The sequence below is a fragment of the Cupriavidus sp. HY129 genome, assembly GCF_059492215.1.
This window is the reverse complement of sequence record NZ_CP083254.1, coordinates 3,363,841-3,388,593: the sequence shown is the minus strand read 5'-3', so window position 1 is coordinate 3,388,593 and position 24,753 is coordinate 3,363,841. Positions and strand designations below refer to the sequence as shown.

29 protein-coding genes are annotated in these 24,753 nt (G+C 65.7%); 18 read left to right on the top strand and 11 right to left on the bottom strand.

The features are described from left to right. Positions 1-6: 6 nt before the first annotated feature. The 3 genes from glxR to gcl all read right to left on the bottom strand — a co-directional run bounded on the left by glxR (position 7) and on the right by gcl (position 3,648). The gene (glxR, locus tag K6G35_RS15625; protein ID WP_008646151.1) at positions 7-930 is read right to left on the bottom strand and encodes a 2-hydroxy-3-oxopropionate reductase; all 924 of its coding nucleotides are present in this window, start codon (positions 928-930) and stop codon (positions 7-9) included. Positions 931-984: 54 nt separating this feature from the next. Then, positions 985-1,764, bottom strand: a complete 780-nt coding sequence (gene hyi, locus K6G35_RS15620; RefSeq protein WP_008646150.1) for a hydroxypyruvate isomerase — start codon at positions 1,762-1,764, stop codon at positions 985-987. Between the two features lie 93 nt (positions 1,765-1,857). Continuing rightward, positions 1,858-3,648: a glyoxylate carboligase gene (gcl, locus tag K6G35_RS15615; RefSeq protein ID WP_008646149.1), complete on the bottom strand. Its 1,791-nt coding sequence runs from the start codon at positions 3,646-3,648 to the stop codon at positions 1,858-1,860. Positions 3,649-3,932: 284 nt separating this feature from the next. On the opposite strand from gcl, the gene K6G35_RS15610 reads away from it, so the two are divergent. Beyond that, the gene (locus K6G35_RS15610) at positions 3,933-4,616 is read left to right on the top strand and encodes a hypothetical protein (RefSeq protein WP_017510785.1); all 684 of its coding nucleotides are present in this window, start codon (positions 3,933-3,935) and stop codon (positions 4,614-4,616) included. A 131-nt stretch (positions 4,617-4,747) separates the two neighbouring features. Further along, entirely contained in the window at positions 4,748-5,659 is a 912-nt protein-coding gene (locus K6G35_RS15605) for a LysR family transcriptional regulator (RefSeq protein ID WP_008646147.1), read from the top strand. A gap of 239 nt (positions 5,660-5,898) precedes the next feature. Here the strand turns inward: K6G35_RS15605 and K6G35_RS15600 are convergent, their stop codons facing one another. Both K6G35_RS15600 and K6G35_RS15595 read right to left on the bottom strand, forming a co-directional pair. Further along, on the bottom strand, positions 5,899-6,591 hold the full coding sequence (locus tag K6G35_RS15600) for a GntR family transcriptional regulator (protein ID WP_495675906.1): 693 nt from the start codon (positions 6,589-6,591) through the stop codon (positions 5,899-5,901). A gap of 52 nt (positions 6,592-6,643) precedes the next feature. After that, a complete protein-coding gene (locus K6G35_RS15595; RefSeq protein WP_495675905.1) occupies positions 6,644-8,047 on the bottom strand; it encodes a C4-dicarboxylate transporter DctA in 1,404 nt (467 codons plus the stop codon). Positions 8,048-8,453: 406 nt separating this feature from the next. On the opposite strand from K6G35_RS15595, the gene K6G35_RS15590 reads away from it, so the two are divergent. Next, on the top strand, positions 8,454-9,710 hold the full coding sequence (locus tag K6G35_RS15590) for an allantoate amidohydrolase (protein ID WP_035884384.1): 1,257 nt from the start codon (positions 8,454-8,456) through the stop codon (positions 9,708-9,710). A 62-nt stretch (positions 9,711-9,772) separates the two neighbouring features. Further along, positions 9,773-11,023, top strand: a complete 1,251-nt coding sequence (locus K6G35_RS15585; protein ID WP_241227869.1) for a M20/M25/M40 family metallo-hydrolase — start codon at positions 9,773-9,775, stop codon at positions 11,021-11,023. A 78-nt stretch (positions 11,024-11,101) separates the two neighbouring features. Here K6G35_RS15585 and K6G35_RS15580 read toward each other — a convergent pair whose 3' ends face one another. Beyond that, positions 11,102-11,626: a MarR family winged helix-turn-helix transcriptional regulator gene (locus tag K6G35_RS15580; protein WP_008646141.1), complete on the bottom strand. Its 525-nt coding sequence runs from the start codon at positions 11,624-11,626 to the stop codon at positions 11,102-11,104. A 59-nt stretch (positions 11,627-11,685) separates the two neighbouring features. On the opposite strand from K6G35_RS15580, the gene K6G35_RS15575 reads away from it, so the two are divergent. The 3 genes from K6G35_RS15575 to K6G35_RS15565 are packed head-to-tail and all read left to right on the top strand — an operon-like array spanning position 11,686 to position 13,261. After that, positions 11,686-12,144: a carboxymuconolactone decarboxylase family protein gene (locus K6G35_RS15575; protein WP_186425438.1), complete on the top strand. Its 459-nt coding sequence runs from the start codon at positions 11,686-11,688 to the stop codon at positions 12,142-12,144. Continuing rightward, the gene (locus K6G35_RS15570; RefSeq protein WP_008646139.1) at positions 12,141-12,590 is read left to right on the top strand and encodes a GNAT family N-acetyltransferase; all 450 of its coding nucleotides are present in this window, start codon (positions 12,141-12,143) and stop codon (positions 12,588-12,590) included. The genes K6G35_RS15575 and K6G35_RS15570 overlap by 4 nt, the downstream gene beginning before the upstream one ends. Positions 12,591-12,640: 50 nt before the next feature. Beyond that, positions 12,641-13,261, top strand: coding sequence for an FMN-dependent NADH-azoreductase (locus K6G35_RS15565; RefSeq protein ID WP_495675904.1), 621 nt, complete (start codon positions 12,641-12,643; stop codon positions 13,259-13,261). A 48-nt stretch (positions 13,262-13,309) separates the two neighbouring features. Here K6G35_RS15565 and K6G35_RS15560 read toward each other — a convergent pair whose 3' ends face one another. Next, a complete protein-coding gene (locus K6G35_RS15560; RefSeq protein ID WP_051705531.1) occupies positions 13,310-13,930 on the bottom strand; it encodes a GNAT family N-acetyltransferase in 621 nt (206 codons plus the stop codon). Between the two features lie 131 nt (positions 13,931-14,061). Here K6G35_RS15560 and arsC point away from each other — a divergent pair, with 131 nt between their 5' ends. Then, complete coding sequence (gene arsC, locus K6G35_RS15555) at positions 14,062-14,421, top strand: arsenate reductase (glutaredoxin) (protein WP_008646133.1); 360 nt, start codon at positions 14,062-14,064, stop codon at positions 14,419-14,421. 91 nt (positions 14,422-14,512) lie between these two features. Here arsC and K6G35_RS15550 read toward each other — a convergent pair whose 3' ends face one another. The 3 genes from K6G35_RS15550 to K6G35_RS15540 all read right to left on the bottom strand — a co-directional run bounded on the left by K6G35_RS15550 (position 14,513) and on the right by K6G35_RS15540 (position 16,251). After that, the gene (locus K6G35_RS15550) at positions 14,513-14,743 is read right to left on the bottom strand and encodes a hypothetical protein (RefSeq protein WP_008646132.1); all 231 of its coding nucleotides are present in this window, start codon (positions 14,741-14,743) and stop codon (positions 14,513-14,515) included. Between the two features lie 206 nt (positions 14,744-14,949). Next, complete coding sequence (locus K6G35_RS15545; protein WP_008646131.1) at positions 14,950-15,597, bottom strand: 3'-5' exonuclease family protein; 648 nt, start codon at positions 15,595-15,597, stop codon at positions 14,950-14,952. A 3-nt stretch (positions 15,598-15,600) separates the two neighbouring features. Continuing rightward, entirely contained in the window at positions 15,601-16,251 is a 651-nt protein-coding gene (locus tag K6G35_RS15540; protein WP_008646129.1) for an MBL fold metallo-hydrolase, read from the bottom strand. A gap of 296 nt (positions 16,252-16,547) precedes the next feature. Between K6G35_RS15540 and K6G35_RS15535 the strand changes: the two genes are divergently transcribed. Then, a complete protein-coding gene (locus tag K6G35_RS15535) occupies positions 16,548-17,303 on the top strand; it encodes a septal ring lytic transglycosylase RlpA family protein (protein WP_197067572.1) in 756 nt (251 codons plus the stop codon). 84 nt (positions 17,304-17,387) lie between these two features. On the opposite strand, the gene rsmI is transcribed toward K6G35_RS15535, so the two are convergent. After that, positions 17,388-18,287, bottom strand: coding sequence for a 16S rRNA (cytidine(1402)-2'-O)-methyltransferase (rsmI, locus tag K6G35_RS15530; RefSeq protein ID WP_495675903.1), 900 nt, complete (start codon positions 18,285-18,287; stop codon positions 17,388-17,390). Positions 18,288-18,303: 16 nt separating this feature from the next. Between rsmI and K6G35_RS15525 the strand changes: the two genes are divergently transcribed. The 9 genes from K6G35_RS15525 to soxZ all read left to right on the top strand — a co-directional run bounded on the left by K6G35_RS15525 (position 18,304) and on the right by soxZ (position 24,753). Continuing rightward, a complete protein-coding gene (locus K6G35_RS15525; RefSeq protein WP_051705530.1) occupies positions 18,304-18,744 on the top strand; it encodes a YraN family protein in 441 nt (146 codons plus the stop codon). A 30-nt stretch (positions 18,745-18,774) separates the two neighbouring features. Then, positions 18,775-19,362: a phosphoheptose isomerase gene (locus K6G35_RS15520; RefSeq protein ID WP_495675902.1), complete on the top strand. Its 588-nt coding sequence runs from the start codon at positions 18,775-18,777 to the stop codon at positions 19,360-19,362. Between the two features lie 154 nt (positions 19,363-19,516). Continuing rightward, positions 19,517-20,371, top strand: coding sequence for a BON domain-containing protein (locus K6G35_RS15515; protein ID WP_186425436.1), 855 nt, complete (start codon positions 19,517-19,519; stop codon positions 20,369-20,371). 5 nt (positions 20,372-20,376) lie between these two features. Then, positions 20,377-20,754 carry a c-type cytochrome gene (locus tag K6G35_RS15510; RefSeq protein WP_035884378.1) on the top strand — a complete coding sequence of 126 codons (378 nt, stop codon included), beginning with the start codon at positions 20,377-20,379 and terminating at the stop codon, positions 20,752-20,754. A gap of 3 nt (positions 20,755-20,757) precedes the next feature. Beyond that, on the top strand, positions 20,758-22,038 hold the full coding sequence (locus K6G35_RS15505) for an NAD(P)/FAD-dependent oxidoreductase (protein WP_035884377.1): 1,281 nt from the start codon (positions 20,758-20,760) through the stop codon (positions 22,036-22,038). A 132-nt stretch (positions 22,039-22,170) separates the two neighbouring features. Continuing rightward, positions 22,171-23,064, top strand: coding sequence for an EamA family transporter (locus K6G35_RS15500; RefSeq protein WP_186425435.1), 894 nt, complete (start codon positions 22,171-22,173; stop codon positions 23,062-23,064). A gap of 277 nt (positions 23,065-23,341) precedes the next feature. Continuing rightward, positions 23,342-23,668, top strand: coding sequence for a c-type cytochrome (locus K6G35_RS15495; protein ID WP_008646439.1), 327 nt, complete (start codon positions 23,342-23,344; stop codon positions 23,666-23,668). Positions 23,669-23,922: 254 nt separating this feature from the next. Beyond that, on the top strand, positions 23,923-24,378 hold the full coding sequence (soxY, locus tag K6G35_RS15490; RefSeq protein WP_008646440.1) for a thiosulfate oxidation carrier protein SoxY: 456 nt from the start codon (positions 23,923-23,925) through the stop codon (positions 24,376-24,378). A 63-nt stretch (positions 24,379-24,441) separates the two neighbouring features. Further along, positions 24,442-24,753, top strand: coding sequence for a thiosulfate oxidation carrier complex protein SoxZ (gene soxZ, locus K6G35_RS15485; RefSeq protein ID WP_008646443.1), 312 nt, complete (start codon positions 24,442-24,444; stop codon positions 24,751-24,753).

Genomic DNA, 24,753 nt, shown 5'->3' with positions numbered 1-24,753 from the left:
GAGGGCTTACTTCCCGCCCTTGGCGATCTCGTGGTTCGACATGATTTCGATCGCGCGGCACAGTGCCGAGTGATCGAGCTTGCCGAAGCCGTTCGCGGCGCACGCGTTGAACAGCTCTTGCGCGGTCGACGTGTTCGGCAGCGATACGCCCAGCGCCTTGGCGCCTTGCAGCGCCAGGTTCAGATCCTTCTGGTGCAGTTCGATACGGAAGCCCGGATCGAAGGTGCGCTTGACCATGCGCTCGCCGTGCACTTCCAGGATGCGCGAAGCCGCGAAGCCACCCATCAGCGCCTGACGCACCTTTGCCGGATCGGCACCAGCCTTCGACGCGAACAGCAGCGCTTCGGACACGGCCTGGATGTTCAGCGCCACGATGATCTGGTTGGCCACCTTGGTGGTTTGGCCGTCGCCGTTGCCGCCCACCAGCGTGATGTTCTTGCCCATCAGTTCGAACAGCGGCTTGACCTGGTCGAACGCTTCAGCCGGGCCACCGACCATGATCGTCAGCGTTGCGGCCTTGGCGCCCACTTCACCACCCGACACCGGTGCGTCAAGGTACGAGGCGCCGAGCTTGTTGATGCGCGCGGCGAAGTCCTTCGTGGCGATCGGCGAGATCGAGCTCATGTCCACGACGATCTTGCTGTAGCTGGCTTCCTTGCCGGCTGCCTTGAAGGCGGCGGCAACACCCTTTTCGCCGAACAGCACGGCTTCGACGTGCGGGGTGTCCGGCACCATCACGATCACGATGTCGGCACGCTTGGCCACTTCCTCGGCGCTGGTGCAGACGGTGACGCCAGCGTCCACCAGGAACTGCGGTGCCGGGTTCACGTCATGCACGAACAGCGTGTGGCCGGCGGCGCGCAGGTGACCCGCCATCGGCGCGCCCATGATGCCCAGGCCGATAAAGCCGACGTTGCGTTGGTTTGCCATGTTTGTCTCCAGTCAGTAGAAAGAATTCGATTCGGATTTCAGCGGAACGCCGGCTCAAACGCCGTGCGCCGCGCGCCAGCCCAGGCCGGCTTCGGTGGTCGTCTTCGGCTTGTATTCGCAGCCGATCCAGCCCTGGTAGCCGATCTCGTCGAGGAAGCGGAACAGGTACTGGTAATTGATCTCGCCGGTGCCGGGCTCGTTGCGGCCGGGGTTGTCGGCAAGCTGCACGTGCTTGATCTTCGGCAGGTTGGCGCGGATCGTGTTGGCGATCTCGCCCTCCATGCGCTGCATGTGATAGATGTCGTACTGCACGTAGAGGTTGGGCGCGTTGACCTGACCAATCAGGTCGATCGCCTGCTGCGTGCGCGACAGGAAGAAGCCGGGGATGTCGAACGTGTTGATCGGTTCGACCAGCAGATCGATATGTTCCTGCGCCAGCGCATTGGCCGCGAAACGCAGGTTTTCCACCAGCGTTTCCTGCGCCTGTTCGCGCTTCACGTTCTGCGGCAGGATGCCGACCAGGCAGTTCAACTGGCGCACGCCCAGTACCTTGGCGTACTTGATGGCCTCGCCCACGCCGTCCTGGAATTCGCCCACGCGGTCCGGGTGGCAGGCGATGCCGCGCTCACCCGCTTCCCACTTTCCGGCGGGAAGGTTGTGCAGCACGAGGTCGAGCTGGAAGCGGTTCAGGCGATCGGCGATCTGGTCGGCGTGAAACGCGTACGGAAACAGGAACTCCACGCCACGGAATCCGGCGCGGGCGGCGGCCTCGAAGCGGTCCAGGAAGCCGACTTCGTTAAACAGCATCGTCAGGTTTGCTGCGAGCTTTGGCATTGTTTGTCTCTCTCGGTGTCTGGGAAAAACCGCCACACCCACCCCGGTGGAGCGGGGCAGGGTGGCGTACTACGGGGAAGCGGTACTCGGTACTCAGGCGGTGGTCTCTTCGACCAGGATCGCCGAATCGGCGTCCACGGCATCCTCGAGGTCCTCGATCGGCTCGAACTCGTTGATGTTGTCGATCTCGGTACCCATCGCGATATTGGTGACGCGCTCGAGGATCACCTCGACCACTACCGGCACCGAAAACTCGGCCATCAGGTCGCGCGCTTCGGCAAAGGCCGGTGCGATGTCTTCGGGCTTGAACACGCGGATTGCCTTGCAGCCGAGACCTTCCACGACCTTTACGTGGTCCACGCCGTAGCCTTCCAGCTCGGGCGCGTTGATGTTGTCGAACGCGAGCTGCACGCAGTAGTCCATCTCGAAGTTGCGCTGCGCCTGACGGATCAGGCCCAGGTACGAGTTGTTCACCACCACGTGGATGTACGGCACCTTGAACTGCGCGGCCACGGCCAGTTCCTCGATCATGAACTGGAAGTCGTAGTCACCCGAGATGGCCACGATGTCCGAGTTCGGCGAGGCGGTCTTCACGCCGATGGCGGCGGGAATGGTCCAGCCCAGCGGGCCTGCCTGGCCGCAGTTGATCCAGTGGCGCGGCTGGTTCACGGACAGGAACTGCGCGGCGGCGATCTGCGACAGGCCGATCGTCGTCACGTAGCGCACGTCGCGCGGGAAGTACTGGTTCATCTCGCGGTACACGCGCTGCGGCTTGACCGGCACGTTGTCGAAGTCGCTCTTGCGCTTCATCGTGCGGCGGCGCTTCTGCACGTCGGCCACCCACGCCTTGCGGCACGGCAGGCGGCCGGCCATCTTCATTTCGCGGGCCACTTCGACGAACTGCTCCAGCGCGGCCTTGGCATCCGAGACGATGCCGAGGTCAGGACCGAACACGCGACCGATCTGCGTGGGCTCGATGTCGACGTGCACGAACTTGCGGCCCTTGGTGTAGACGTCGACGCTGCCGGTGTGGCGGTTGGCCCAGCGGTTGCCGATGCCCATCACGAAATCCGAGGCGAGCAGCGTGGCGTTGCCGTAACGGTGCGAGGTCTGCAGGCCCACCATGCCGGCTTGCAGCGGGTGGTCGTCGGCCAGCACGCCCCAGCCCATCAGCGTGGGCACCACGGGCACATTGACCAACTCGGCGAACTCGACCAGCAGTTCCGACGCGTTGGCGTTGATCACGCCGCCGCCGCAGACGATCAGCGGACGCTCGGCCTGGTTCAGCATCGAGATGGCCTTCTCGATCTGGGCGCGCGAGGCGGCCGGCTTGTACGGTTGCAGCGGTTGATACGTTTCGGGATCGAATTCGATCTCGGCCACCTGCACGTCGAACGGCAGGTCGATCAGCACCGGACCCGGGCGGCCCGAACGCATCAGGTGGAACGCCTGCTGGAACACCTGCGGCACCAGCGCCGGCTCACGCACGGTCACGGCCCACTTGGTCACCGGCTTGGCGATCGACTCGATATCGACCGCCTGGAAATCTTCCTTGTACAAACGGGCGCGCGGCGCCTGGCCGGTGATGCAGAGAATGGGGATCGAATCCGCCCAGGCCGAGTAAAGGCCCGTGATCATGTCCGTGCCGGCGGGGCCCGACGTGCCGATGCAGAGGCCGATGTTGCCCGGCTCGGCACGGGTGTAGCCCTCGGCCATGTGCGAGGCGCCTTCCACGTGGCGCGCCAGCAGGTGGCGGATCGAGCCGGCACGGCGCATGGCCGAGTAGAACGGGTTGATGGCAGCGCCCGGCACGCCGAACGCGGTGGTGATGCCTTCCTTTTCCAGTACGGCGATGGCCGCGTCGACTGCTCTCATCTTCGGCATGTCTGTCTCCAATACGATTCAAAACAATGGGTGGGATTTGTTCTGGGTCTGATGCTATGCCCGCACCGGCCTGTGGATAAACAGAAGGGAGATCAGTTGATTCGATACTTGCGGTTAGCAATGCCGCAGCATCGAGCGTCGAATGTGAGCGATGCAGTATGTGCTCGAACCCTTCGCCGGATCCCCCATGGAGAGGGGTTCGGCGCAATCTGGTGGCGTCGCGGGCTTTCGGTCGCGCCGCCATCGGGCCAAAATGGCAGGTTTGGAATCGCCCTTGCTCTGCCATGTACTCGCGGCTGCCGACCACCTACGAATTGATTGAAGCGCTCCAGGCCTCACCGCAGGCCGGACCGGCCGCCGAGAGCCGGCTGGCCACGGTGTTGTGGGCCGGCTTTGTCCTGGCGCTGGTGCCGATGCTGGTCGCCGGCGGCGCGCTGGTGTGGTGGCACCGGGTGCTTGCGCAGGTGCCGCCGGCGTGGCTTCCGCAGGCTTTTCACGTGCTGCTGGCCGTTTGCGGGGTGTTCTACGTCGGCGCATGGGTGATCAGGCTGCTTGATCGCCGTGCTGCGTTGCAGCATCCGCTTCGCTGGCTGACGCGTCGGCTCGATACCCAAAGCGAGGTCGAGAACGCGCTGCTGCTACGCCTTGGCCGCATTCCTGCGCTCCAGCTCCGCGCTCGCCAGCGTCGCGTGGTGCTGCAGGCGCGGCTCTGGGACGCCAGCGCCCGCACCATGGCGCTGGTCCTGGCCATCGGGCCCGCCGCGGTGATCCTGGCCGACGGTGTGGCGGTCATGGCACCCGGCGGCGTCCCGGCGCTCGTGGCGATCTACGGCGCAGTGTTGGTGGCTGGATGCGCCCTGGCGTTGTTCGCCCAGTTGCAATGCAGCGCCCCGCTGCGCCGGCTGGCCCACGTGCTGGGTGAAGCGGCGGAAATCAACGAGGCCGTGAACCGCCAGCGTCAGCCGTAGCGGTCGTCCAGTGCCGGGCTTCCGGGGCGTGACGATCGGTGGGCCGGATGGGCGTCATAGCGCCCCGGGGATGCGCGATATGGCTCCAATGCCTCACAATGTGCCGGCAGGAGACATTTAGCTGGGCTGGCATGGACAAACTCAAACAGATCGAAGCATTCATCGCCGTGGTGGAACACGGCAGCATGGCCGCCGCCGCGCTGACGCAGAACGTCACGCCGGTCATGATCGGCCGGCGCATTAACGCGCTGGAGGCACGCATCGGCGTCAAGCTGCTGCATCGCTCCACGCGCCGCATTGTGGTGACCGAGCAGGGCGCCGCGTTTATGGAGCAGTGCAAGAAGGCGCTGGCCGACCTGGACCGCGCCGAGATGCTGATTGCCGAAGGCAAGCACAAGGCCACCGGTCACCTGATCGTGTCGGCACCGGCCGCATTCGGGCGCAAGCACGTGGCGCCGCACGCGCCGGCCTTTCTCGCCGCCAATCCCGAGGTGCAGATTTCATTCAACCTGACCGACCGCGTGGTGGATCTGGTGCGCGAGGGCTATGACGTCGGCATCCGCATCGGGGGCGCGATCGACCCGAACTTCGTGGCGATCAAGCTGGCGACCAACAAGCGCGTGGTATGCGGCACGCCCGCGTACTTTGCCAGGCACGGCGTGCCGCACACGCTCGAGGATCTGGAGAAGCACAACTGCCTCGCGTTCAACCTGCAAGGCGGGCAGCAGCGTGGCTGGTACTTCCAGCAAAACGGTAAGACCGTGACGGTGCGCGTGAACGGCAATCTCGACTGCAACGACGGCGAGCTATTGCATCGCTGGACTGGTGAGAGCCTGGGACTGGGCTGGCGTTCGACATGGGAGATCCTGCCGCAACTGGAAAGTGGGGAGTTGATCACGGTACTCGACGAGTACGCGCTGCCGGATTACGACATCCTCGCGGTGTACCCGCAGCAGCGGCCGGTGCCGGCCAAGATCCGCTTCTTCATCGAGCACTTGAAACAGGCGTTTGCAAAGCCGGGGTATTGGAGCGGCAGGGTCTGAGGGGTTTGAAGCGTTGGCGCTCCGGCGCGCTGGCGCCGTCTGCGCGGAACCAGGTCCGCAAAACCGGACCCCCAAAAGAAAAAGCCCGCAGCCATTGCGGTCTGCGGGCGGTCCTTCTTGCGAAGGACGGGGAGAGCTCATGAAGTGCGCCCCCGCAACTCCATGGCGAGGTGAATATTGCGCCTCTCCCGCTTCTTCGTCCTTGACTCCGATCAAGCCTATCGCATTCGCTCTGAACGTCAGGCCAGCAACGCGGCCACCAGGTCCTTGCCACGTGCTGCCGCCGGTACTTCCTCGAAGTGCAGGGCGGCCTCCACATGCGCCAGATGCTCGACCATCAGCTTCACGGCAAGCTCGGCATCGCCCGCGCGCGCGGCGTCGATAAAGGCGCGGTGCTCGTCCGATGAACACGTCGCATCGCGGCGGCTCTGGTAGAGCATCGTGATCACGGCGCTACGCATCGACAGTTCGCGCATGATGCCGGTCATCACGCTGTTGCCCACCACCTCGGCCAGCACGATATGGAAATCGCCCAGCAGCCGGGTACGCGTCTGGGCATCATTGCCGCCCAGCGACTTGCGCTCGGCGGTCAGGTGTTTCTCGATGCGCTTGTAGTCGGCAGGCGCGGCCTTGGCGACGAACTCGCGCGCCAGTGCCGCCTCCAGGATGCGCCGCACCGTGAACACCTCGCGTGCTTCTTCCGCGCTGGGCTTGGCCACGAACGCGCCCTTGTCCGGCACGATCTGGATGACCTTGTCCTTGGACAGCATCAGCAGCGCGGCGCGGACCTTGGTGCGGCTGACACGATAGACGCTGGCCAGCGCCTCCTCGCGCAGCTTGGTGCCGGGCGGCAGGCGGTGCGAGACGATGGCGGCGACGATATCGTCGGCAATCGCCTCGGCGGTCATGTCTGGATCGATATGCTCGGGCATGGTGTCGCGCGTCGCCTGGCAGGCCAGCGCGGAGAGTGGGATGTGCGTGATTCTAGCGCCCCGAGGCCACCCCCGGCAGCGGCGCCGCTACCGGGACTTCCCCGGAGCCATGCTCGTGCACCGTCAGCCCTTCCTCCAGCTCGCCTGCCGGGATCGTGCCATTGAGCACGCCGTGGGCCCGTTCGCGGTCGATGTCGCGCTCCCAGGCGGCCACTACCACCGTGGCCACGCAGTTGCCAATCAGGTTGCCCACCGCGCGGGCGATGCCGATGAACCAGTCCACCGACAGCACCAGCACCAGGCCGATCGCGGGGATCGCCGGATGGGCGGAGAGCGTCGCGGCCAGGATCACGATAGCCGAACCGGGGATGCCATGCGCGCCCTTCGACGTGACCAGTGCCACAGCCAGGATGCCGAGCAGGTCGCCCAGCGCCAGCGGCGTGTTGGTGGCCTGCGCGATGAACACTGCGGCAAGCGTCAGGTAGATCGAGAATGCATCGAGGTTGAATGAGTAGCCGGTGGGAATCACCAGGCCGACCACCGACTTGCGGATGCCCATGTACTCGAGCTTCTTCATCACCTGCGGCAGCACGCTGTCAGACGACGCTGTGCCCAGCACCACCAGCAGTTCGGCACGCAGGTAACGAATCAGCTTCAGCACCGAGAAGCCGCACAGCCGCATGATCAGCCCCAGCACGCCGACCACGAAGATCACCACCGCGCCGTAGAACAGGATCACCAGGAACCCGAGCTGCTTGAGCGAGCCGATGCCGTACTTGCCCACGGTGAACGCCACCGCGCCCAGCACGCCCAGCGGCGCCAGCTTGATGATGAAGCCCATCATCTTGAACAGCGTGTGCGAGAACGTGTCGATTAGCCTGACCAGCGGACGGCCGGATTCGCCCACGACGGACAGCGCGCAGCCGAACAGGATCGAGACCAGCAGCACCTGCAGTACGTCGCCACTGGAGAACGCGCCCATGATCGTGTTCGGAATCAGCTTGAGCAGGAAATCGACCATGCCCGCGCTCTTCACCTTGTCGGCGGATTCGATGTAGGCCGACATGGCCGAGATATCCAGCGAACGCGGATTCACATTCATGCCGGTGCCCGGATGGAACACGTAGGCCAGCACCACGCCGAGCGCCAGCGCGATGGTCGTGACCACCTCGAAATAGACCACGGCCTTGATGCCGACGCGCCCGACCTTCTTCAGCTCACCGGCGCCGCAGATGCCGGCCACGACCACGCAGAACACGATGGGGCCGATCAGCATCTTGATCAGCTTGATGAAGGCATCGCCCAGCGGCTTGAGCTTGGCGGCGAACTCGGGAAAGAACAGCCCGAGCAGGGTGCCGATCACCAGCGCGATCAGCACCTGACCGAACAGGGAGCGGGTGAATCGGGTGTGCAGGCGTGCACCAGCGGCGCGCTGCGAGGGTACGGCTTGCTGCATCGTTGTCTCCGTGCCGGGCGCGGTCCAGATGAGACGTCTTTGCGTCGCTGGCCGGCCCTGATCTGATTCAGGACTACCTGCCGTCACATGGCGCGGGAGGGCGGATGCGCGGCGGGTCTGGCATCACCACGGGAAATCGGCCCGAGAACCATATCCCGCGCGGAAAGCCCCCCTGTTGAGGCGGAATCCACGCAATCCACTTGTCCGGACCGGATTGTCCGCAGCGGATTGTTGGTGCGTGGAGGCCAATATAGTGCATATCATTTTTGTATGCAATTTTTGAATTCACTGTGCTAACATGAATCGCACAGAATAGAGCTACGGCACCGGGCGCCCGCCTTGACTGGCCTTCCCGCCAGGATTTCCTCGACCGAGCTCACGCACCACCAGCAGGAGAGACACACACATGGCAGCAACCCCTACGCCGTTGTCCGCTGAAACCGGCACGTGCATCATGACCTGGGCCGACGCCCTGGCCGTTCATACCGATCAGCCCGGCATCCTTACCCGCACCTATCTGACCGAGGCCCATCACGGCGCCGCCGCGCTGCTGACCGAATGGATGGAAGCCGCGGGCATGACCGTGCGCCGCGACGCAGCCGGCAACGTGATCGGCCGGTATGAAGGCACCACGCCAAACGCCCCGGCGCTGCTGACGGGTTCCCACTTTGACACCGTGCGCGACGCGGGTCGCTACGACGGCAACCTCGGCGTGATCCTGCCGATCGCCTGTGTGGCCGAGTGGAACCGCCAGGGCAAGCGCTTTCCGTTCGCGCTCGAAGTGGTCGGGTTTGCCGAGGAAGAGGGCGTGCGCTTCAAGGCCACGCTGCTGGGCAGCCGCGCCATCGCGGGCACGTTCGATACCAATGTGCTCGACAACGTCGACGACTCGGGCAAGACCATGCGTGAAGTGATGCGCGCGGCCGGGTTCGATGCCGGGCAACTGCCCGCCGCGAAGCACGATCGCAGCCAGGTGCTGGCCTTCATCGAGGTCCACATCGAGCAGGGTCCGGTGCTGCTGAACGAAGGCCTGCCCGTGGGCGTGGTTACCGCCATCTCCGGCGCCACGCGCTTCATCGTCGAACTGGAAGGCCTGGCCGGCCATGCCGGCACGGTGCCGATGGATATGCGCCGCGACGCCGCGATGGCCGGCGCGGAGATCGGCCTGTTCATCGAGAAGCGCTGCGGCGGCAAGCCGGGCCTGGTCGGCACGGTCGGCCAGTTCAACGTGCCGAACGGCGCCACCAACGTGGTTCCGGGCCGCGCGGTGTTTTCCATCGATATCCGCGCTGGCGATGACGCCGAGCGCGAGGCCGCCGTCAACGACGTGCTGGCCGAAATCGAACGTGTTTGCGCGCGCCGCAACGTGCGCTCGCAGATCCGCAAGACGCACGAAGCCGCCAGCGTTCCGTGCGCGCCGTGGCTGCAGTCCCAATGGGCCGCGGCAGTGGAGCGCCAGGGCGTGCCCGTGCGCCACCTGCCCTCCGGCGCGGGCCATGACGCCATGGCCATTGCCGCCATCGCCGATGTGGCCATGCTGTTCGTTCGCTGCGGCAACGGCGGCATCAGCCATCACCCCACCGAAACCATGACGTCGGAAGACGCCCAGACGGCCGCGCGCGTGTTCGCCGATTTCGTCGAGCACTTCCATCGCCCCCAATAAGCGGCGCCATCGGCGTCGCCCCGAACACTCCAGAGATAACGAAGATGACCGCACGAGACAACATGAATCCCGTTGAAACCACGCTGACGCAATATATCGACCAACATCGCCCGCAACAGGAAGCGTTCCTGGCCGAGCTGGTCAAGGTGCCGTCGGACAACCCCCCCGGCGATTGCGACGCCCATGGCAAGCGCGCCAAGGAACTGCTCGAAGGGCTGGGATTCAAGGTCGAGGCCCACAAGGTGCCCGAAGACAAGGTCCGTGCAGCCGGCATGATCAGCGCGACCAACCTGCTGGTGCGCAAGACGTTCGGCAACGGTGGGCCGACCATCGCGATGAACGCCCACGGTGACGTGGTGCCTCCGGGCCTGGGCTGGACCAAGAACCCGTACGGCGGCGAGATCGCCGACAGCGAACATGGCCCGGTGATGTTCGGCCGTGGCGTGGCCGTGTCGAAGTCGGACTTCGCCACCTACGCCTACGCCGTGCTGGCGCTCCAGGAAGCCGAGAAGCAGGGCGCGAAGCTGAACGGCACCGTCGAACTGCAGTTCACCTATGACGAGGAAACCGGTGGCGACATCGGTCCGAAGTTCCTGCTCGACGAAGGCCTGACCAAGCCCGACTACGCAATCTCGGCCGGCTTCTCGTACGGCATCACGTCGGCCCACAACGGCTGCCTGCACGTGGAAGTCACCGTCAAGGGCAAGCAGGGCCACGCCGCCATGCCGCACACTGGCGTGGACGCGATCGAGGCTGCCACGCACATCCTGCAGGCGATCTACGGCCTGCGAGCCGAACTGGCCACGCGCAAGAGCAAGGTGCTCGGCATCGACACTGCCACGCTGAACGTCGGCCTGATCAAGGGTGGCATCAACACCAACGTGGTGCCTGACCTGGTCACGTTCCGCGTTGACCGCCGCATGATTCCGGAAGAGATCGGTTTCGACGCCGAAGGCGAGCTCCGTGCCGTCGTGGAAAAGGCCGCCAAGGAGCGTCCGGGCATCGAAGTGAAGGTGGAGCGCATCATCCTGGCCGAACCGCTGTCGGAACTGCCGGGCGTGGAGAAGCTGATCGGTGCCCTGAAGCAACGCGCCGAGTCGGTCTTCGGCGTGGAGATTCCGGTGCAGGGCGTGCCGCTCTACACCGACGCTCGCCACTACACGAGCCGTGGCATCCCGACCGTGCTGTACGGCGCCGGCCCGCGCACGCTGATGGAAGCCCGCGGCCACAACTCGGACGAGAACCTGCGTCTGAACGACCTGAACCGTGCTACCAAGGTCGTGGCGCTGGCACTGTCGGACCTGATGGCCTGAACAAGACGCGCCCCCGCGAACTGTAGTACCTCTTGGTTGTGATGATGGCCCGCGAGACACTCGTCCGCGGGCCTTTTTTCATTCGGCGGCGTCTTCGTCCGGCACGGCCAGGCTTACCAGCCATCGCCGCACGATCTGCTCTTCCTCGGCGGTGAGCCCGGCGCGCAGTCGCTTGTCGGCCTCCCGCGCGCGTACCTTGCACTCGGCCAGCAACGCCTGCCCGCTCTCCGTCAGCGCGATCGTCTGGATGCGGCCGTGCACCGGATGAGGCTGACGCGCGATCGCGCCCATCTTCTCCAGGTTGTTCATGATCACGCTGACCGTCTGCGGGGTCAGCATCGCCAGCCGCGCCACGTCGGCACCGGAAATGCCGGGGTATGCGCCAAGCATCGTCAGTACGAAGAACTGCGGCAGGGTCACGCCAAGATCGGCCAGCAGGCGTTCCATGTTCAGGCGATTGGCCGCGCTGGCCTGCCGCAGCAGGTACGCCAGATAGCCGCTCTCGCCGCGCTTGCCTTCACCGGGTGCGGGAATCCGCGCCGCTTCCGCCGCGTCCGCCTTCTTCCCTTTGTTTTTCCCTTTGGATGACAGGGTCTTTCCCATGATATCAGTGCTCTTACATTAATCTTCGAACTCTGACATCTTATCGCAAGGAGCCAGTCATGGATTTCCAGACCTTCACGAAATCGGCACCCGACGTCTACGCGGCGCTGAGCGGCGTGAGCAAGGCGGTGGAAGCGGCAGGGATGGACAAGGCGCTGACGGAGCTGCTCAAGCTGCGCGTCTCGCAGATCAACGGCTGCGCGTTCTGCCTGCAGTTCCATCTGAACATTGCGCGCAAGCTCGATATCGACCCGCGCAAGTTCGACCTGCTGGCCGGCTGGCGCGACGCGGGCATCTACACGGCGCGCGAAGCCGCTGCGCTGGGCTGGGCCGAGGCGCTGACGTCCATGAGCGATCCCGCCGCGCGCGATGCAGCCTTCGCCACCGCGCGGACGGTGTTCAGCGAGCAGGAACTGATGCTGCTGGCAGCCGCGATTGCCTCGATCAATGCCTGGAACCGCATTGCGGTCGGCCTGCATTTCGCGCCGCCGCCGGCCGCGCCCGGGGGCCGGCCATGAACGGCGTCACCGTGGAGCGGATCGAGATTCGGGGCATCGATACGCCCGACGACGTGGCTGCGGCGTTTCCCTTGATGCGCCAGTTGCGCCCGCATCTGCGGGACGCGAACGAGCTGGTCACGCGCTGGCGGCAGCAGACCGGCGACGGCTACCGTCTGGTCGGCTTGTGGGACGACGGCCCGTTGGTAGCGCTGGCTGGCTATCGGTACGCGGAAAACCTCGTCTACGGGCCGTACTGTTATGTCGACGATCTGGTTACCGACGCCGCCGCGCGCAGCGGTGGGTACGGCCAGATGCTGATGGACTGGCTGAAGACGGAAGCGCACGCGCAGGGATGCGCGCGGCTGGTACTGGATACGCCGCTCGACAATGTGCTCGGCCACCGCTTCTACTACCGCAACGGCCTGCTGGCCCGGGCGCTACGGTTCAACTACGTGTTCGACTGAGTGAGTCGATCACTGCGCCGAACTCATGGGCCGACCATACGCCCCCAGACATGACCACATTGCTACACCTGAACGTCAGCCCGCGCGGTGAACGATCACATAGCCGCCGGGCTGGAACCGTCGTACGAGAACGGCTGGCCGCGCATCGCGGACCGCTGACCGTGATCGAACGCGATCTCGGTGCCGAGCCGCTGCCGCCCATCGACGCGGCGTTCACCGACGCGAATCTTGCCGTGGCGGCCGGCGGTGACGAGCAGGCCCCGACGCTGATGGTCTCCGGGCGCCTGATTGCCGAACTCGAGTCTGCGGACATGGTGCTCATCACCACGCCGATCCACAACTTCACGGTGCCGGCCACGCTCAAGACGTGGATCGACCTCGTCGTGCGGCCGGGGCGGACTTTCCGAAGCACGCCGCAAGGCAAGCAGGGCCTGCTGCGAGATCGCCCGGTGCTGGCCGTGGTGGCCTGCGGCGGCGCGTTCCACGACGGGCCCGGCAGTCAGCAGGATTTCTTCACGCCATACCTGAAGTACGTGCTGGGGACGATCGGCCTGTCGCGCGTCGAGGTCCTGCGCATGGAAAACATGAATCGCGGCTCCGACCCGGTGGCGCGCAGCTTTGACCACCTACGCGCCTGGTGCGAAGCCGCCGTGCCCGTGATGCCGGACTGATGCTGGACTGATGTGGACTGACGCCGCAAAGGCGGCCCACTCGGCCAATCAGTCGGGGACTGTCCCGTCTCCGACACCAAGCGGGCGCTGCATCAGCAGGGTGTCGATCCACTGGCCGTGCTTGAGACCGACCGCTTCCAGCCGCCCGACGGTACGGAATCCCAGTCGCTCGTGCACGGCCACGGAACCGGCGCCCTCGCCGGACGCGGTCAGTGCCACCACGGCCACCATCTGACGCCACGGCCCGGTCTCGCAGCGCGTGATCAGTTCGGCCAGCAGCGCGCGGCCCAGCCCTTCGCCGGTATGGCGATGGTCGATATAGATCGAATCCTCGATGGCGAAGCGGTAGGCGCTGCGAGCGCGATAACTCGACGCATAGGCATAGCCAAGGATCTCGCCATCGCGTTCGGCGACGATATATGGCAGACCCTTCTTGAGGACCTCGCCGAACCGGTGCCGCATCTCGTCGACGGTCGGCGCCACTTCCTCGAACGAGGCGCGGCCGTGTTGCACGTGGTGGGCGTAGATGGCGTGGATCGCCGGGACGTCGTCAGTGGTGGCGTCGCGCAGCCGGTAAGGCTTGCGCGCGGTGGTGGGGAGGGCGGACACGTTGGATTCCGAAGAAGATTCTGAGGGGTAAACCTGCCATGGCACGTCGTCGCTGGCCATGGTTCAGCGGTAGGCCGGGTCTCGCATGATGCGTGCCAGCCGGCATTCGTTGCCTGTCCGTTGCAGCGTGCCGTTGTATATAGTGCGGGTAGTTCAACACAGACTGCCGGAACAGGCCGAAGGAAGCCGTCATGATCACGATCTACCATAACCCCCGCTGCTCGAAGTCGCGCGAAACGCTCGCGCTGGTCGAATCGGCGGCGCAGCGCCTGGGCGAACCGGTGGAGATCGTGGAATACCTCAAGACACCGCCGTCGCTCGCCACGCTGCGCCAGCTCCACACGATGCTGGGCGTGCCGGTGCGCGCCATGATCCGCGATGGCGAAAGCGCCTACAAGGAACTGGATCTTGCCGATCCCGGCCTGACCGACGCCGAACTGCTGGCCGCCGTGGCCGACAACCCGATTCTGTTGCAACGACCGGTGGTGGTCCGCAACCGCCGCGCGGCGATCGGGCGTCCGCCGGAGAACGTGGCCCCGCTGCTGGGCTGAGCGCCAGTTTTCCGCCCCTGAAATAGAACCGGCCCCCACCAGAGGTGGAGGCCGGCCGGTCAGACAGGGACTGTGCTTCAGACGGGGCCGTTCAATTGACGCCCAGCCAGTGCATGACCTCCTGACCGAAAGAGATTCCTGCCAGGACGACCAGCAGCACGACAGCCGTGACCGCGCTCACGTAGATCGTCGCCTGGGCGACTTCCGCATCTTCCGTGACGGAATGGTAATGCGTGACGATATCGGTATGCGCACCAGGACGGTGCGGCCAGTGCAATCGGCCGGAAAGATCCTTGAGATGAAGATCGGGATGGAATCGCATGGCCACACCTCCTCGGCGCACCGTCAGGGATCGCTGGCGGACACAGGCGCGCGAACGCTCACGCCACCTCACGCCACCAATTGCACGCTTCTACTATAGGTGACGTTTGCCATGCTATCGATGCGGCACGGATCAAACAGGTGTTGGTTGCCGCACCAAGGCGGTGCGCCTGTTTGGCCTCAAATGCACCGAAAGCGATCCAGCATTCACACTGCGGGTTTGGGATCGCCTTCCGATGTGTCCGCCGCCGGGGGCAGGGCAGCCAGGGCGGCTTCCCGCGCGCGCAGTTCGGTCAGCATGTTGCAGAACAGCGCCCCTTGCTCGAGCGCGTCGTCGAGCGCCACGTGCGTATGTGGCAGCGGATCGTGCCAATGGGCCGGAAAGGCCGCCTTGACCGCTTTACGGTAGGGCAGCCCGGTCAGCGCGAAGCCGACGGTCTTGATGTCGAGCGCGGCCCAGCCGAAGGGTGACCGGCCCACGAACCGCATCATGTACCAGAACACCCATGTGAAATCGAAGCCGGCCGGGAACGCGACGAACACCGGCTTGCCGGGCAGGCTTTCGACCCATTCGACGTAACGCGGCATGGCGTCCTCGGGGCGTTGCAGGTCACGCCGGCATGCCGCCCAGGCTTCGGGCTGCGTCTTCCACCATTGCATCTGTACAGGATGACCGGCCGCGCCTGGCAAGGTCTCGAGGTTCGCGGAGAACGTGCCTACGACAGTCTTGTCCGCCAGCATCGCCACCGATGCGAAGGACAGCATCGAATGTGGGCCCGGGATCGGGCCGTCGGCCTCCACGTCGGTACTGACGTAGATCTCGGGACGCGTGTCCGGCGCCTGTTTTTTCGCCATGGGTCAGGCCGCGTCGATCAGGTGATCGGCCACGAATGGATTGTTGCGACGCTCCTCGCCGAACGTGGAGACCGGGCCGTGACCCGGCACGAACGTCACGTCGTCACCCAGCGGCCAGAGCCGGGTGCGGATCGAGCGGATCAGATCCGCGTGGTTGCCGCGCGGGAAGTCGGTACGCCCGATCGAGCCGGCGAACAGCACATCGCCGACGATCGCGAGCTTGTTGGCACGCGAGAAAAACACAACGTGGCCCGGCGTATGGCCCGGGCAGTGATAGACCTCGAGCGTCTCGTTGCCGAACGTGACTGTGTCGCCGTTCTCGAGCCAGCGGTCCGGCTCGAACGCCTCGGGATGCCCAAAGCCGAATCGCCGCGTCTGCTCGGGCAGTTGCTCGATCCAGAAGCGTTCCTCCTGCTGCGGTCCCTCGATCGGAATGCCGAGCTGGCGCGATAGCGTCGCGGCGCCAGCGCAGTGATCGACGTGCCCGTGCGTCAGAAAGATCTTCTCCAGCGTGACGCCTTGCTCTTTGACCGCCGAGAGGATGCGGTCGAGATCGCCACCGGGATCGCAAACGGCCGCGCGCTGCGTGGTCTCGTCGATCAGTAGCGAACAGTTTTGCTGGAAGGGCGTGACGGGGATCAGGAGGGCTTTCATTTGTGCTTGTTGCGGCATATTTTGAGGCTGGACACCAGCCTCGGCAGGTGGGTCATTGTAGCCGCGTCATGCGTGCGTCATCGCTCGGTCATCGACTCCGATACGTGCGATGCCACACAGAAAGTGCAGCATAAGCCGTGCACGCTCCATCGAAAACCCGCCCCGGGGTATCCGGCGCAATCCCTTGCCACGCCGTGGATTGCGGGGAATTGACATCAGTTTAAGCACCTTTTGATTAAGTTTCGTAACAAAATCAAGGCACTAGCTTCAATACGACTCTGTTAGACTGCGCGCCTATGTTTAGCCAGCCCGCACTCCGCCCGGAGTCCGTGCGCACGATAGCGCCCGGCTCCACACGCTTCCTTCGTCAATGCGCGATCATCGTATCGGCGTTGGTGATGGCCGCGTGCGCGACGCCGCCGGGCGGCGACACCGAGAACGCATCGACGCAAGGCGCGATCCCGACCAAGTCCGCACGGTCGAAGTCCGGCACGAACGCGCCGGCGACGGCCAAGTCCGACGATCGCGGTAGCTGGAACCTGTTCGGCCTCGATGAAGGCGCGCCGGCGCAATCGTCGATCGACGGCCTGCGCGCGGACATGGGTACGTTCGAGCAGCGTGGCACGGCATCCTGGTACGGCAAGGGCTTTCACGGCCGCAAGACCGCCAATGGGGAACGCTTCGACATGCGCGCCATGACGGCGGCTCACCCGACCCTGCCGCTAGACAGCTGGGTGCTGGTGCGCAATCTCAGCAACAACAAGGTGGCCGTGGTACGGATCAACGACCGTGGCCCCTATCATGGCAACCGGATCCTCGACCTGTCGTACGCGGCAGCCAAGCGCCTGAGCTTCGTCAATAGCGGCTCGACCAAGGTCGAAATCCGCCGGCTGTCCCGCACCGAAGTGGCGGCCCTGGGCCCCGAGATCGAGGCGGGTGGCACCGAGGCCGGCGACGGCAGCGGCGCCGACGAGATGCCGGATACCGCCAACGCGCTGGTGCCGGCGAAGTCGAAGGCCAAGAAGTCCACGGTCAAGCGCAAGCGCCCCTGATCCGCGATGCAGGCCGGCCGGATCGATCCTCTCGCTCCCCGCTCAACCGCCCGCCTGCAGCCCCTCTCCCAATTCAGATTTTTCTCACTCAGCACGCTGCGCGAGCGCGAGCTGGTAGAGCGCATCCGTCTTCGCGCCGGTGATCGCGGCCGCCAGCTTGGCGGCACGCTTGGCTGGCAGCTCGGCCAGCAGCAGCTTCAGCACGCGCACGGCTTCGGCATCGGGCGCATCTTCATCGCCCGCTTCCGCCCGACGCACACCTTCCACTACCAGCACGAACTCGCCCTTGCCGCGCGCAGCTTCGCTCGCAAGCCAGGCCGGGGCTTCCGCCACGGTCAGGACGGGTGTCTCCTCGAACAGCTTGGTCAGTTCGCGCCCGATCAGCAGGCGGCGCGTGCCGGGAAGGGCGGCCGCCAGCGCTGCCAGCGTGTCGGCAATGCGGTGCGGTGCTTCGTAGAGGACCCAGGCGTGGTCGAGCGCAGCCAGCCGGGCGATCTGGTCCGCGCGGGCCTTGGGCTTGCCGGGCAGGAATCCGACGAACGTGAAACGGCCTTCGCCGGCCTCGAGCATGTCGCCCGCCACGGACAACGCCGTGACCGCGGCGCTCGGTCCCGGCAACGGCACCACGCCGAGTCCGGCCGCGCGCACGGCTTCCACCAGCCGAGCCCCAGGGTCAGAAATACCCGGCGTGCCGGCGTCGGACACATAGGCGATCCGTTCCCCGGCCCGCAGGCGTTCCACGATACGGACGGCCGCCTCGCGCTCGTTGTGCTCGTGCACGGCGACCAGCGGCCGCTGCAGCCCCACGCGGGACAGCAGTTGCCCGGTGTTGCGCGTGTCTTCACAGGCGATTGCGTCGGCCAGGCCGAGCACGTGCAGCGCGCGCAGGGACAGATCGGCGACGTTGCCGATCGGCGTGGCCACCACGTACAGCGTACCCGGTGGGTAGGTCTGGCCGCTTGCCAGCAGGGTCCAGTCACTCATGCTTGGAGAACTTCCGTTGATTCGCTCATTCAAAACCACCACGCCATCCGCCTTGCCGGCGTTGCCGGCATCGTCCACGACGCGGCAAGGCGCGCTGGCCGAGGATCGCGCGCTTGCCTACCTGCAGCGGCAGGGTCTGGTGGCCGTCGAACGCAATTATCGCTGCAAAGGCGGCGAGATCGACCTGATCATGCGCGCCGCTGACGATACGCTGGTTTTCGTCGAGGTGCGCAAGCGCGGCGGACGCGGGTTTGGCGGCGCGGCGGCAAGCATCACGCTGACCAAGCAGCGGCGCGTGCTGCGCGCGGCCAGTCATTACCTTGCCACGCTGGACCGGCTGCCGCCATGCCGGGTGGATGTGGTGGCGCTGGACCCGGGCCGGCTCGAATGGCTGCGGAACGCGTTCGACCTCGGGGTGCTGGATTCCGAGGGCGGCGGCGAGGGGCGTGCGTCATAATGCGCGGGATTGTGCAGAAGTCATCAAGCCATGAGTATTGAAAGTATCGAGCAGCAATTCCTGGACAGTGCCGAGACCAAGCGGATGGCCGCCACACTGATGGCGCCTCACATTGACGCCGCCGTGGAGCGGATGGTCGCGGCCCTGACCAGCGGCAACAAGATCCTGGCCTGCGGCAACGGGGGCTCGGCTGCGGACGCCCAGCATTTCGCGGCCGAACTGGTCGGCCGGTTCGAGCGCGAGCGCCCGGGCCTGGCAGCCATCGCCCTGACCACGGACAGTTCGATCCTGACGGCGATCGGCAATGACTACGATTTTTCGGTGGTGTTCTCCAAGCAGGTGGAAGCCCTGGGCCAGCCCGGGGACATCCTGCTGGCGCTCTCCACTTCGGGTAATTCGGCCAACGTGATCGCGGCCATCCAGGCCGCGCACCAGCGCGACATGAGCGTGGTGGCGCTGACCGGCAAGGGTGGCGGCAAGATCGCCACGGTGCTGGACGAATTCGACATTGACCTGTGCGTGCCGAGCGATCGGACCGCGCGGATCCAGGAAGTGCATCTGCTGACACTGCATTGCCTCTGCGACGGTATCGACGAGGCACTGCTGGGTGAAGCATAAGGACCACGCCAGTGGACGCCCGCGAGTTATCCCGGGTTATTCACAGGCCTGCCCACAACGTATCCACAGGTTTTGCGGCGTCATCCACAGTGATATCCACAGCCGCGCAACCGCCCTGCAAACCGCTGCAATCTGATTTCCTGCAAAGGACCGCATGACGAACGTGACCAAGACCAACCAGAAGAAGACTTCCCCGGCCCGTATCGCACGCACGGCCGTCACCGTGGCCGCACTGATCGTGTCTGCCACGCAGCTCGCCGGCTGCTTCCCCGTGCTGGCCGGCGCGGTCGGTACCGGCGTGGTGATGGCCACCGACCGTCGGCCCACGGGCACGCAAACGATCGACCGTGGCCTGCAGATGGAAATCGACAGCACGCTGAGCTCGCGCTTCAGCGGCGACAAGGCCCGCGTGGAGGCGGCGGTGTTCAACCGCAAGGTGCTGCTGGTGGGCGAAGTCAGCAATGCCGACGTCAAGCAGCAGGTCGAACAGTACGTGCGCGGCCTGCAGAACACGCGTGACGTAGTGAACGAACTCCAGGTCACGGCCTCGCCGGGCTTCATGACGCGCAGCAATGACGCGTACCTGACCAGCAAGGTCAAGACGCTGTTGGTGACCGCCGAGGGCGTGCCCGCCAATTCGATCAAGGTCACGACGGACAAGGGCGTGGTCTATCTGCTGGGCATCGTGACCAATGCCGAAGGCGACAAGGCCACGGACGTGGCCCGCAACTCCAGCGGCGTGCAGAAGGTGGTCAAGGCGTTCGACTACATCAGCGAATCCGAGCGCGCCCGTCTGGATGCATTGGGCAGTTCGCAGAACGGCAACACCGGCAGCGAAGCGGTAGGTACGCCGGCGCCGGTCCAGTCGGTGCCGGGTAGCGCACCCAACGCGCCCGTGAACTCCGACGCGCCCGCGTCGATGGGCACCTCCGGTGGCGCGACCACGAGCCCCGTGGCCGCGCCGGTCTCGTCGCCGGTGGCGCTGCCGCCGGGCCGCAACCTGCCGTAAGCGACATGACGCTCGCGCCGCGGTACCTGAGGGGCGTCGTGGCGGGTGTCTGCGTGGCGCCGGCGCTGGCGCTCGCGCAGCCGGCTTCGGCACCCGCCGGGCCGGCCGAAGCCGGCAAGCTGACCGTGGAGGCGCAGGCGGCCCGCACGATGCAGGGGCGCAATCTCGCCGCGTCCTGCGCGGTCTGCCACGGCACGGACGGCAAGCCGCCTGCGGATAGTCCGATTCCGCGACTGGCGGGCCGGCAGCAGGCCGAACTCGTCGAGCTGATGTTCAATTTCAAGAACGGCAAGCGCTCCGGGACCGTGATGCCGCAAATCGCCAAGGGCTATAGTGACGCGCAGATCCTCGCGATGGCCGCCTGGTTCGCCGACCAGAAATAGCCCATGCAAAGACGCTCTGTCCTACAGGCCGCCCTGGCCGGTGTCGCGGCCTCCACGCTCGGCATGTTGACGCCGCGTCAGGCGCGCGCAGCAACTGCAGCGAAGGTCGTGGTGATCGGCGGCGGCTTTGGCGGCGCCACGGCCGCACGCTACCTGCGCACCTGGAGTCGTGGTGCTGTCGACGTCACGCTGGTCGAGCCCGACGAGGCGTTTGTGTCCTGCCCGCTGTCGAATCTCGTTGTCGCCGGCTATCGCCAGATGGCCGACATCACGCTGCCCTACGACACGCTGGTGAGTCGTCACGGGGTGAGGCACGTGCGCGACACGGTCACGGCGATCGACCCGGCGGCACGCACTGTCCGGCTGGCGAGCGGCGGGACGCTGCCGTATGACCGCCTGATCCTGTCCCCCGGCGTGGAGATGCAGTCCAGCGCGATCCCGGGTCTGGCGCGTCCTGGCGGGGATCAGATCGTGCACGCCTGGAAGGCCGGTCCGCAGACCGACGTCCTGCGCCGCCAGCTTGCGGCGATGCCCGATGGCGGTACGTTCGCGATCACGATCCCGCTGGCGCCGTACCGTTGCCCGCCCGGCCCGTACGAGCGGGCCTGCCTGGTTGCCGACTATCTCAAGCAACACAAGCCGCGCAGCAAGGTGCTCGTGCTCGACGCGAATCCGGACATCACGTCGAAGGGCGCGTTGTTCCGGAAGGTCTGGGAGACCCGCTACAAGGGGATGATCGAGTACCGGCCGCAGTTCGAGACCGTCGATGTCGATCCGGCCACACGCACGATCCGCTTCGACGTGCAGGACGACGAGCGGGCCGACGTCATCAACCTGCTGCCACCGCAGCGCGCCGGCGCCATCGCCGTGGCCAGCGGTCTGGCGACGGCCAACGGCCGCTGGTGCGAGGTCGACTTCCTGACCATGGCGTCGACCGTGGCACCCGACATCCATGTTCTTGGCGACGCCGTCCAGATCGCGCCGCTGATGCCCAAGTCCGGCACGATGGCCAATCAGCACGGCAAGGTGGCCGCCGCCGCGATCCTGCGGCTGCTGGCAGGTCAGGATCCGGACCCGGAGCCGGTCTACACCAACACCTGCTACAGCTTCACGTCGTCGAACGAGGCCATCCACGTGGCCAGCGTGCATCGCTACGATGCCGGCGAGAAAACCATGCTGACCGTGCCGGGGTCCGGCGGGCTGTCCGTCGCGCCAAGCCGGCGGGAAGGTGAGTACGGACTTGCCTGGGCCCATAGCATCTGGGCCGACATGCTGGGCGCTTGACCCACTGACAAAGTGCGGGCTGCCCCACACGTCGCAAAACCGCAGGATCGTGCAACGCCGCGCCGCCACGGGCTGATACGCTAGCCTTGCCGGTCATCCCGCCCCCGGGGATGCGGCGATCCTTTTTCGATCATGCAAGCCAAAGACCGTCTGCTTGCCCTGGCCATCATCGTGGTCTGGGGCGTCAATTTCGTCGTCATCAAGGTCGGCCTTGTCGGCGTGCCGCCAATGCTGCTGGGCGCGCTGCGCTTCTGCCTGGTGGCGTTTCCGGCTGTTTTCTTTATCCCTCGGCCGCGTATCCCGCTGCGGATGCTGGTGGCCTACGGCGCCACCATCAGCCTTGGGCAGTTCGTGTTCCTGTTCTACGCGATGGCCGTCGGGATGCCGGCGGGGCTGGCCTCGCTGGTGCTGCAGTCCCAGGTGTTCTTCACCGTGGCCATCGCCGGGTTCTGGCTTGGCGAGCCGGTGCGCTGGCACAACATCGCTGGCATGGCCATCGCCGCCTGCGGGCTCGCCCTGATCGGCAGCGGCGCCGCCCACGGCCCGGGCGGCATGACGCTGGCCGGCTTCCTGCTGACGCTGTGCGCCGCCCTGTGCTGGGCCACGGGCAATATCGTCAGCAAGAAGATCGGGCCGGTGGACCTGCTGGGCCTGGTGGTGTGGGGCGCGCTGATCCCGATCGTGCCGTTCGCGCTGCTGTCGCTCTGGTTCGAGGGCCCGGCCCGGATGACGCAGGCGCTGACCCATATCTCCGGCATGGGCGTGTTCGCGGTCTGCTACCTGGCGTTTTGTGCCACGCTGTTCGGCTACACGATGTGGGGCCGCCTGCTGACGCGCTACGCGGCCAGCAAGGTGGCGCCGCTGACGCTGCTGGTGCCGGTGGTCGGCCTGGTCTCCGCACACCTGCTGCTGGGCGAAGCATTGGCGCTGACGCAATGGGCTGGCGCCCTGGTGGTAATGGCCGGTCTGCTGCTCAACGTGTTCGGCGGGCGACTGTGGGCCGGTCGGATGCTCGCCGGGCGGTGATTTCGAGGGTTAACCCGCAATTTAGCCGCCGTTCCCGCGTTTTTGCGCATATGGATATCACGTGTGAATCCGTATCGTTGCCGCTTCTTGAGGCAAAATAGCGGACTGGCCGCAACCCGCCCGAGACGCTCTCACCGATCACCCGAGAGGCCCGGAGGCCCAGAGGCCCGAAAGAAGGCCCGCCCCAACGGCGGCCAGCGCGTGCCGCGCCGCGGGATCGCCCCCCCAAGCGCGTCCTTGCCGTCCCCACGGCTCAATCAGTTTGGAGCACAACAACATGAAGCAGTTTGTCATCGCCGCCGCTCTCCTGGCCGCCGCCGCATCCGCGCACGCCGTGGACGCCGCCAAGGCCCAGGAAATCGCCAACAAGAACGCCTGCATGGGCTGCCACCAGGTCGACAAGAAGCTGGTCGGCCCGGCGTACAAGGACGTGGCCGCCAAGTACAAGGGCGACAAGACCGCCCTGGCGAAGCTGACCGCGAAGGTCAAGAACGGTGGTTCTGGCGTCTGGGGTCCGGTGCCGATGCCGGCTAACGCCGCTGTCAGCGATGCCGATCTGAAGACGGTCGTGGAATGGGTGCTGGCTGGCGCCCCGGCCAAGTAAGCGCCGCGACGTCCGCGCGGGCCGTCTGATGTTCCGGCGGCCCGTGCCATTTCCGGCGGTAGGACATCCATCGTGATGACCGGCGAAATACCAAAGCAATGCCGGCGCACTGTTCGCAAGAAGTCGTTTCAGAATGAAGCGAAGCAGTTCTGGCCAGCCACGCGGCTGCAGACAGTGGAACGAGCGCCAGAATCATTTTGAAACGGCTTCCAGGGAAACCGGGTAAGCAAGGCAAGTACAGGAAATACAGCAACATGAATGCGAAACGACGAGACGTGCTGCGGATGACCGCTGTGCTGTCGCTGATGGCCGCCACCGGCCTGATCAGCGAGGCGCAGGCCGCGGAGTGGAACAAGACGGCCTTCGACGGCAAGAGCGTGGCCGACGTGATCAAGGCACTGGGCGGCAGCGGTCCCGAAAAGAGCTCGGCCATCACCTTCATCGCACCGGACATCGCCGAGAACGGCGCCGTGGTGCCGGTGGCCGTGACCAGCAACATCCCCGATACCGAGCAGATCGCTATCCTGGTGGAAAAGAACCCGAACACGCTGGCCGCCGATTTCGCGATTCCGGCCGGCACCGAGCCGTTCGTCTCCACGCGCGTGAAGATGGGCCAGACCTCGGTCGTCCACGCCGCGGTCAAGGCCGGCGGCAAGTGGTACGTGGCATCGAAGGAAATCAAGGTCACGCTGGGCGGCTGCGGCGGCTGACGCCCCATCGTTCAGACGAGAACACGGACCAGATTTCCAGATTACTGCTGACAGGAGAAGCACATGGCAGACCCGATGCGCGTTCGCGCCACCGAAAACGGCGGCGTGGTTGACGTCAAGATTCTGATGAAGCACGACATGGAGACCGGCCAGCGCAAAGACGCCTCCGGCAAGACGATTCCGGCCTGGCATATCCAGACCGTGATCGCCACGTGCAAGGGCAAGGAAGTGTTCCACGCCCAGTTCGGCCCGGCCGTATCGAAGGATCCGTTCCTGAACTTCAAGTTCAAGGGCGGTGCCAAGGGCGACAAGGTCACCGTGACCTGGGTCGACAACCGCGGCGACAAGCGTACCGACGAAGCCACCATCGCCTGA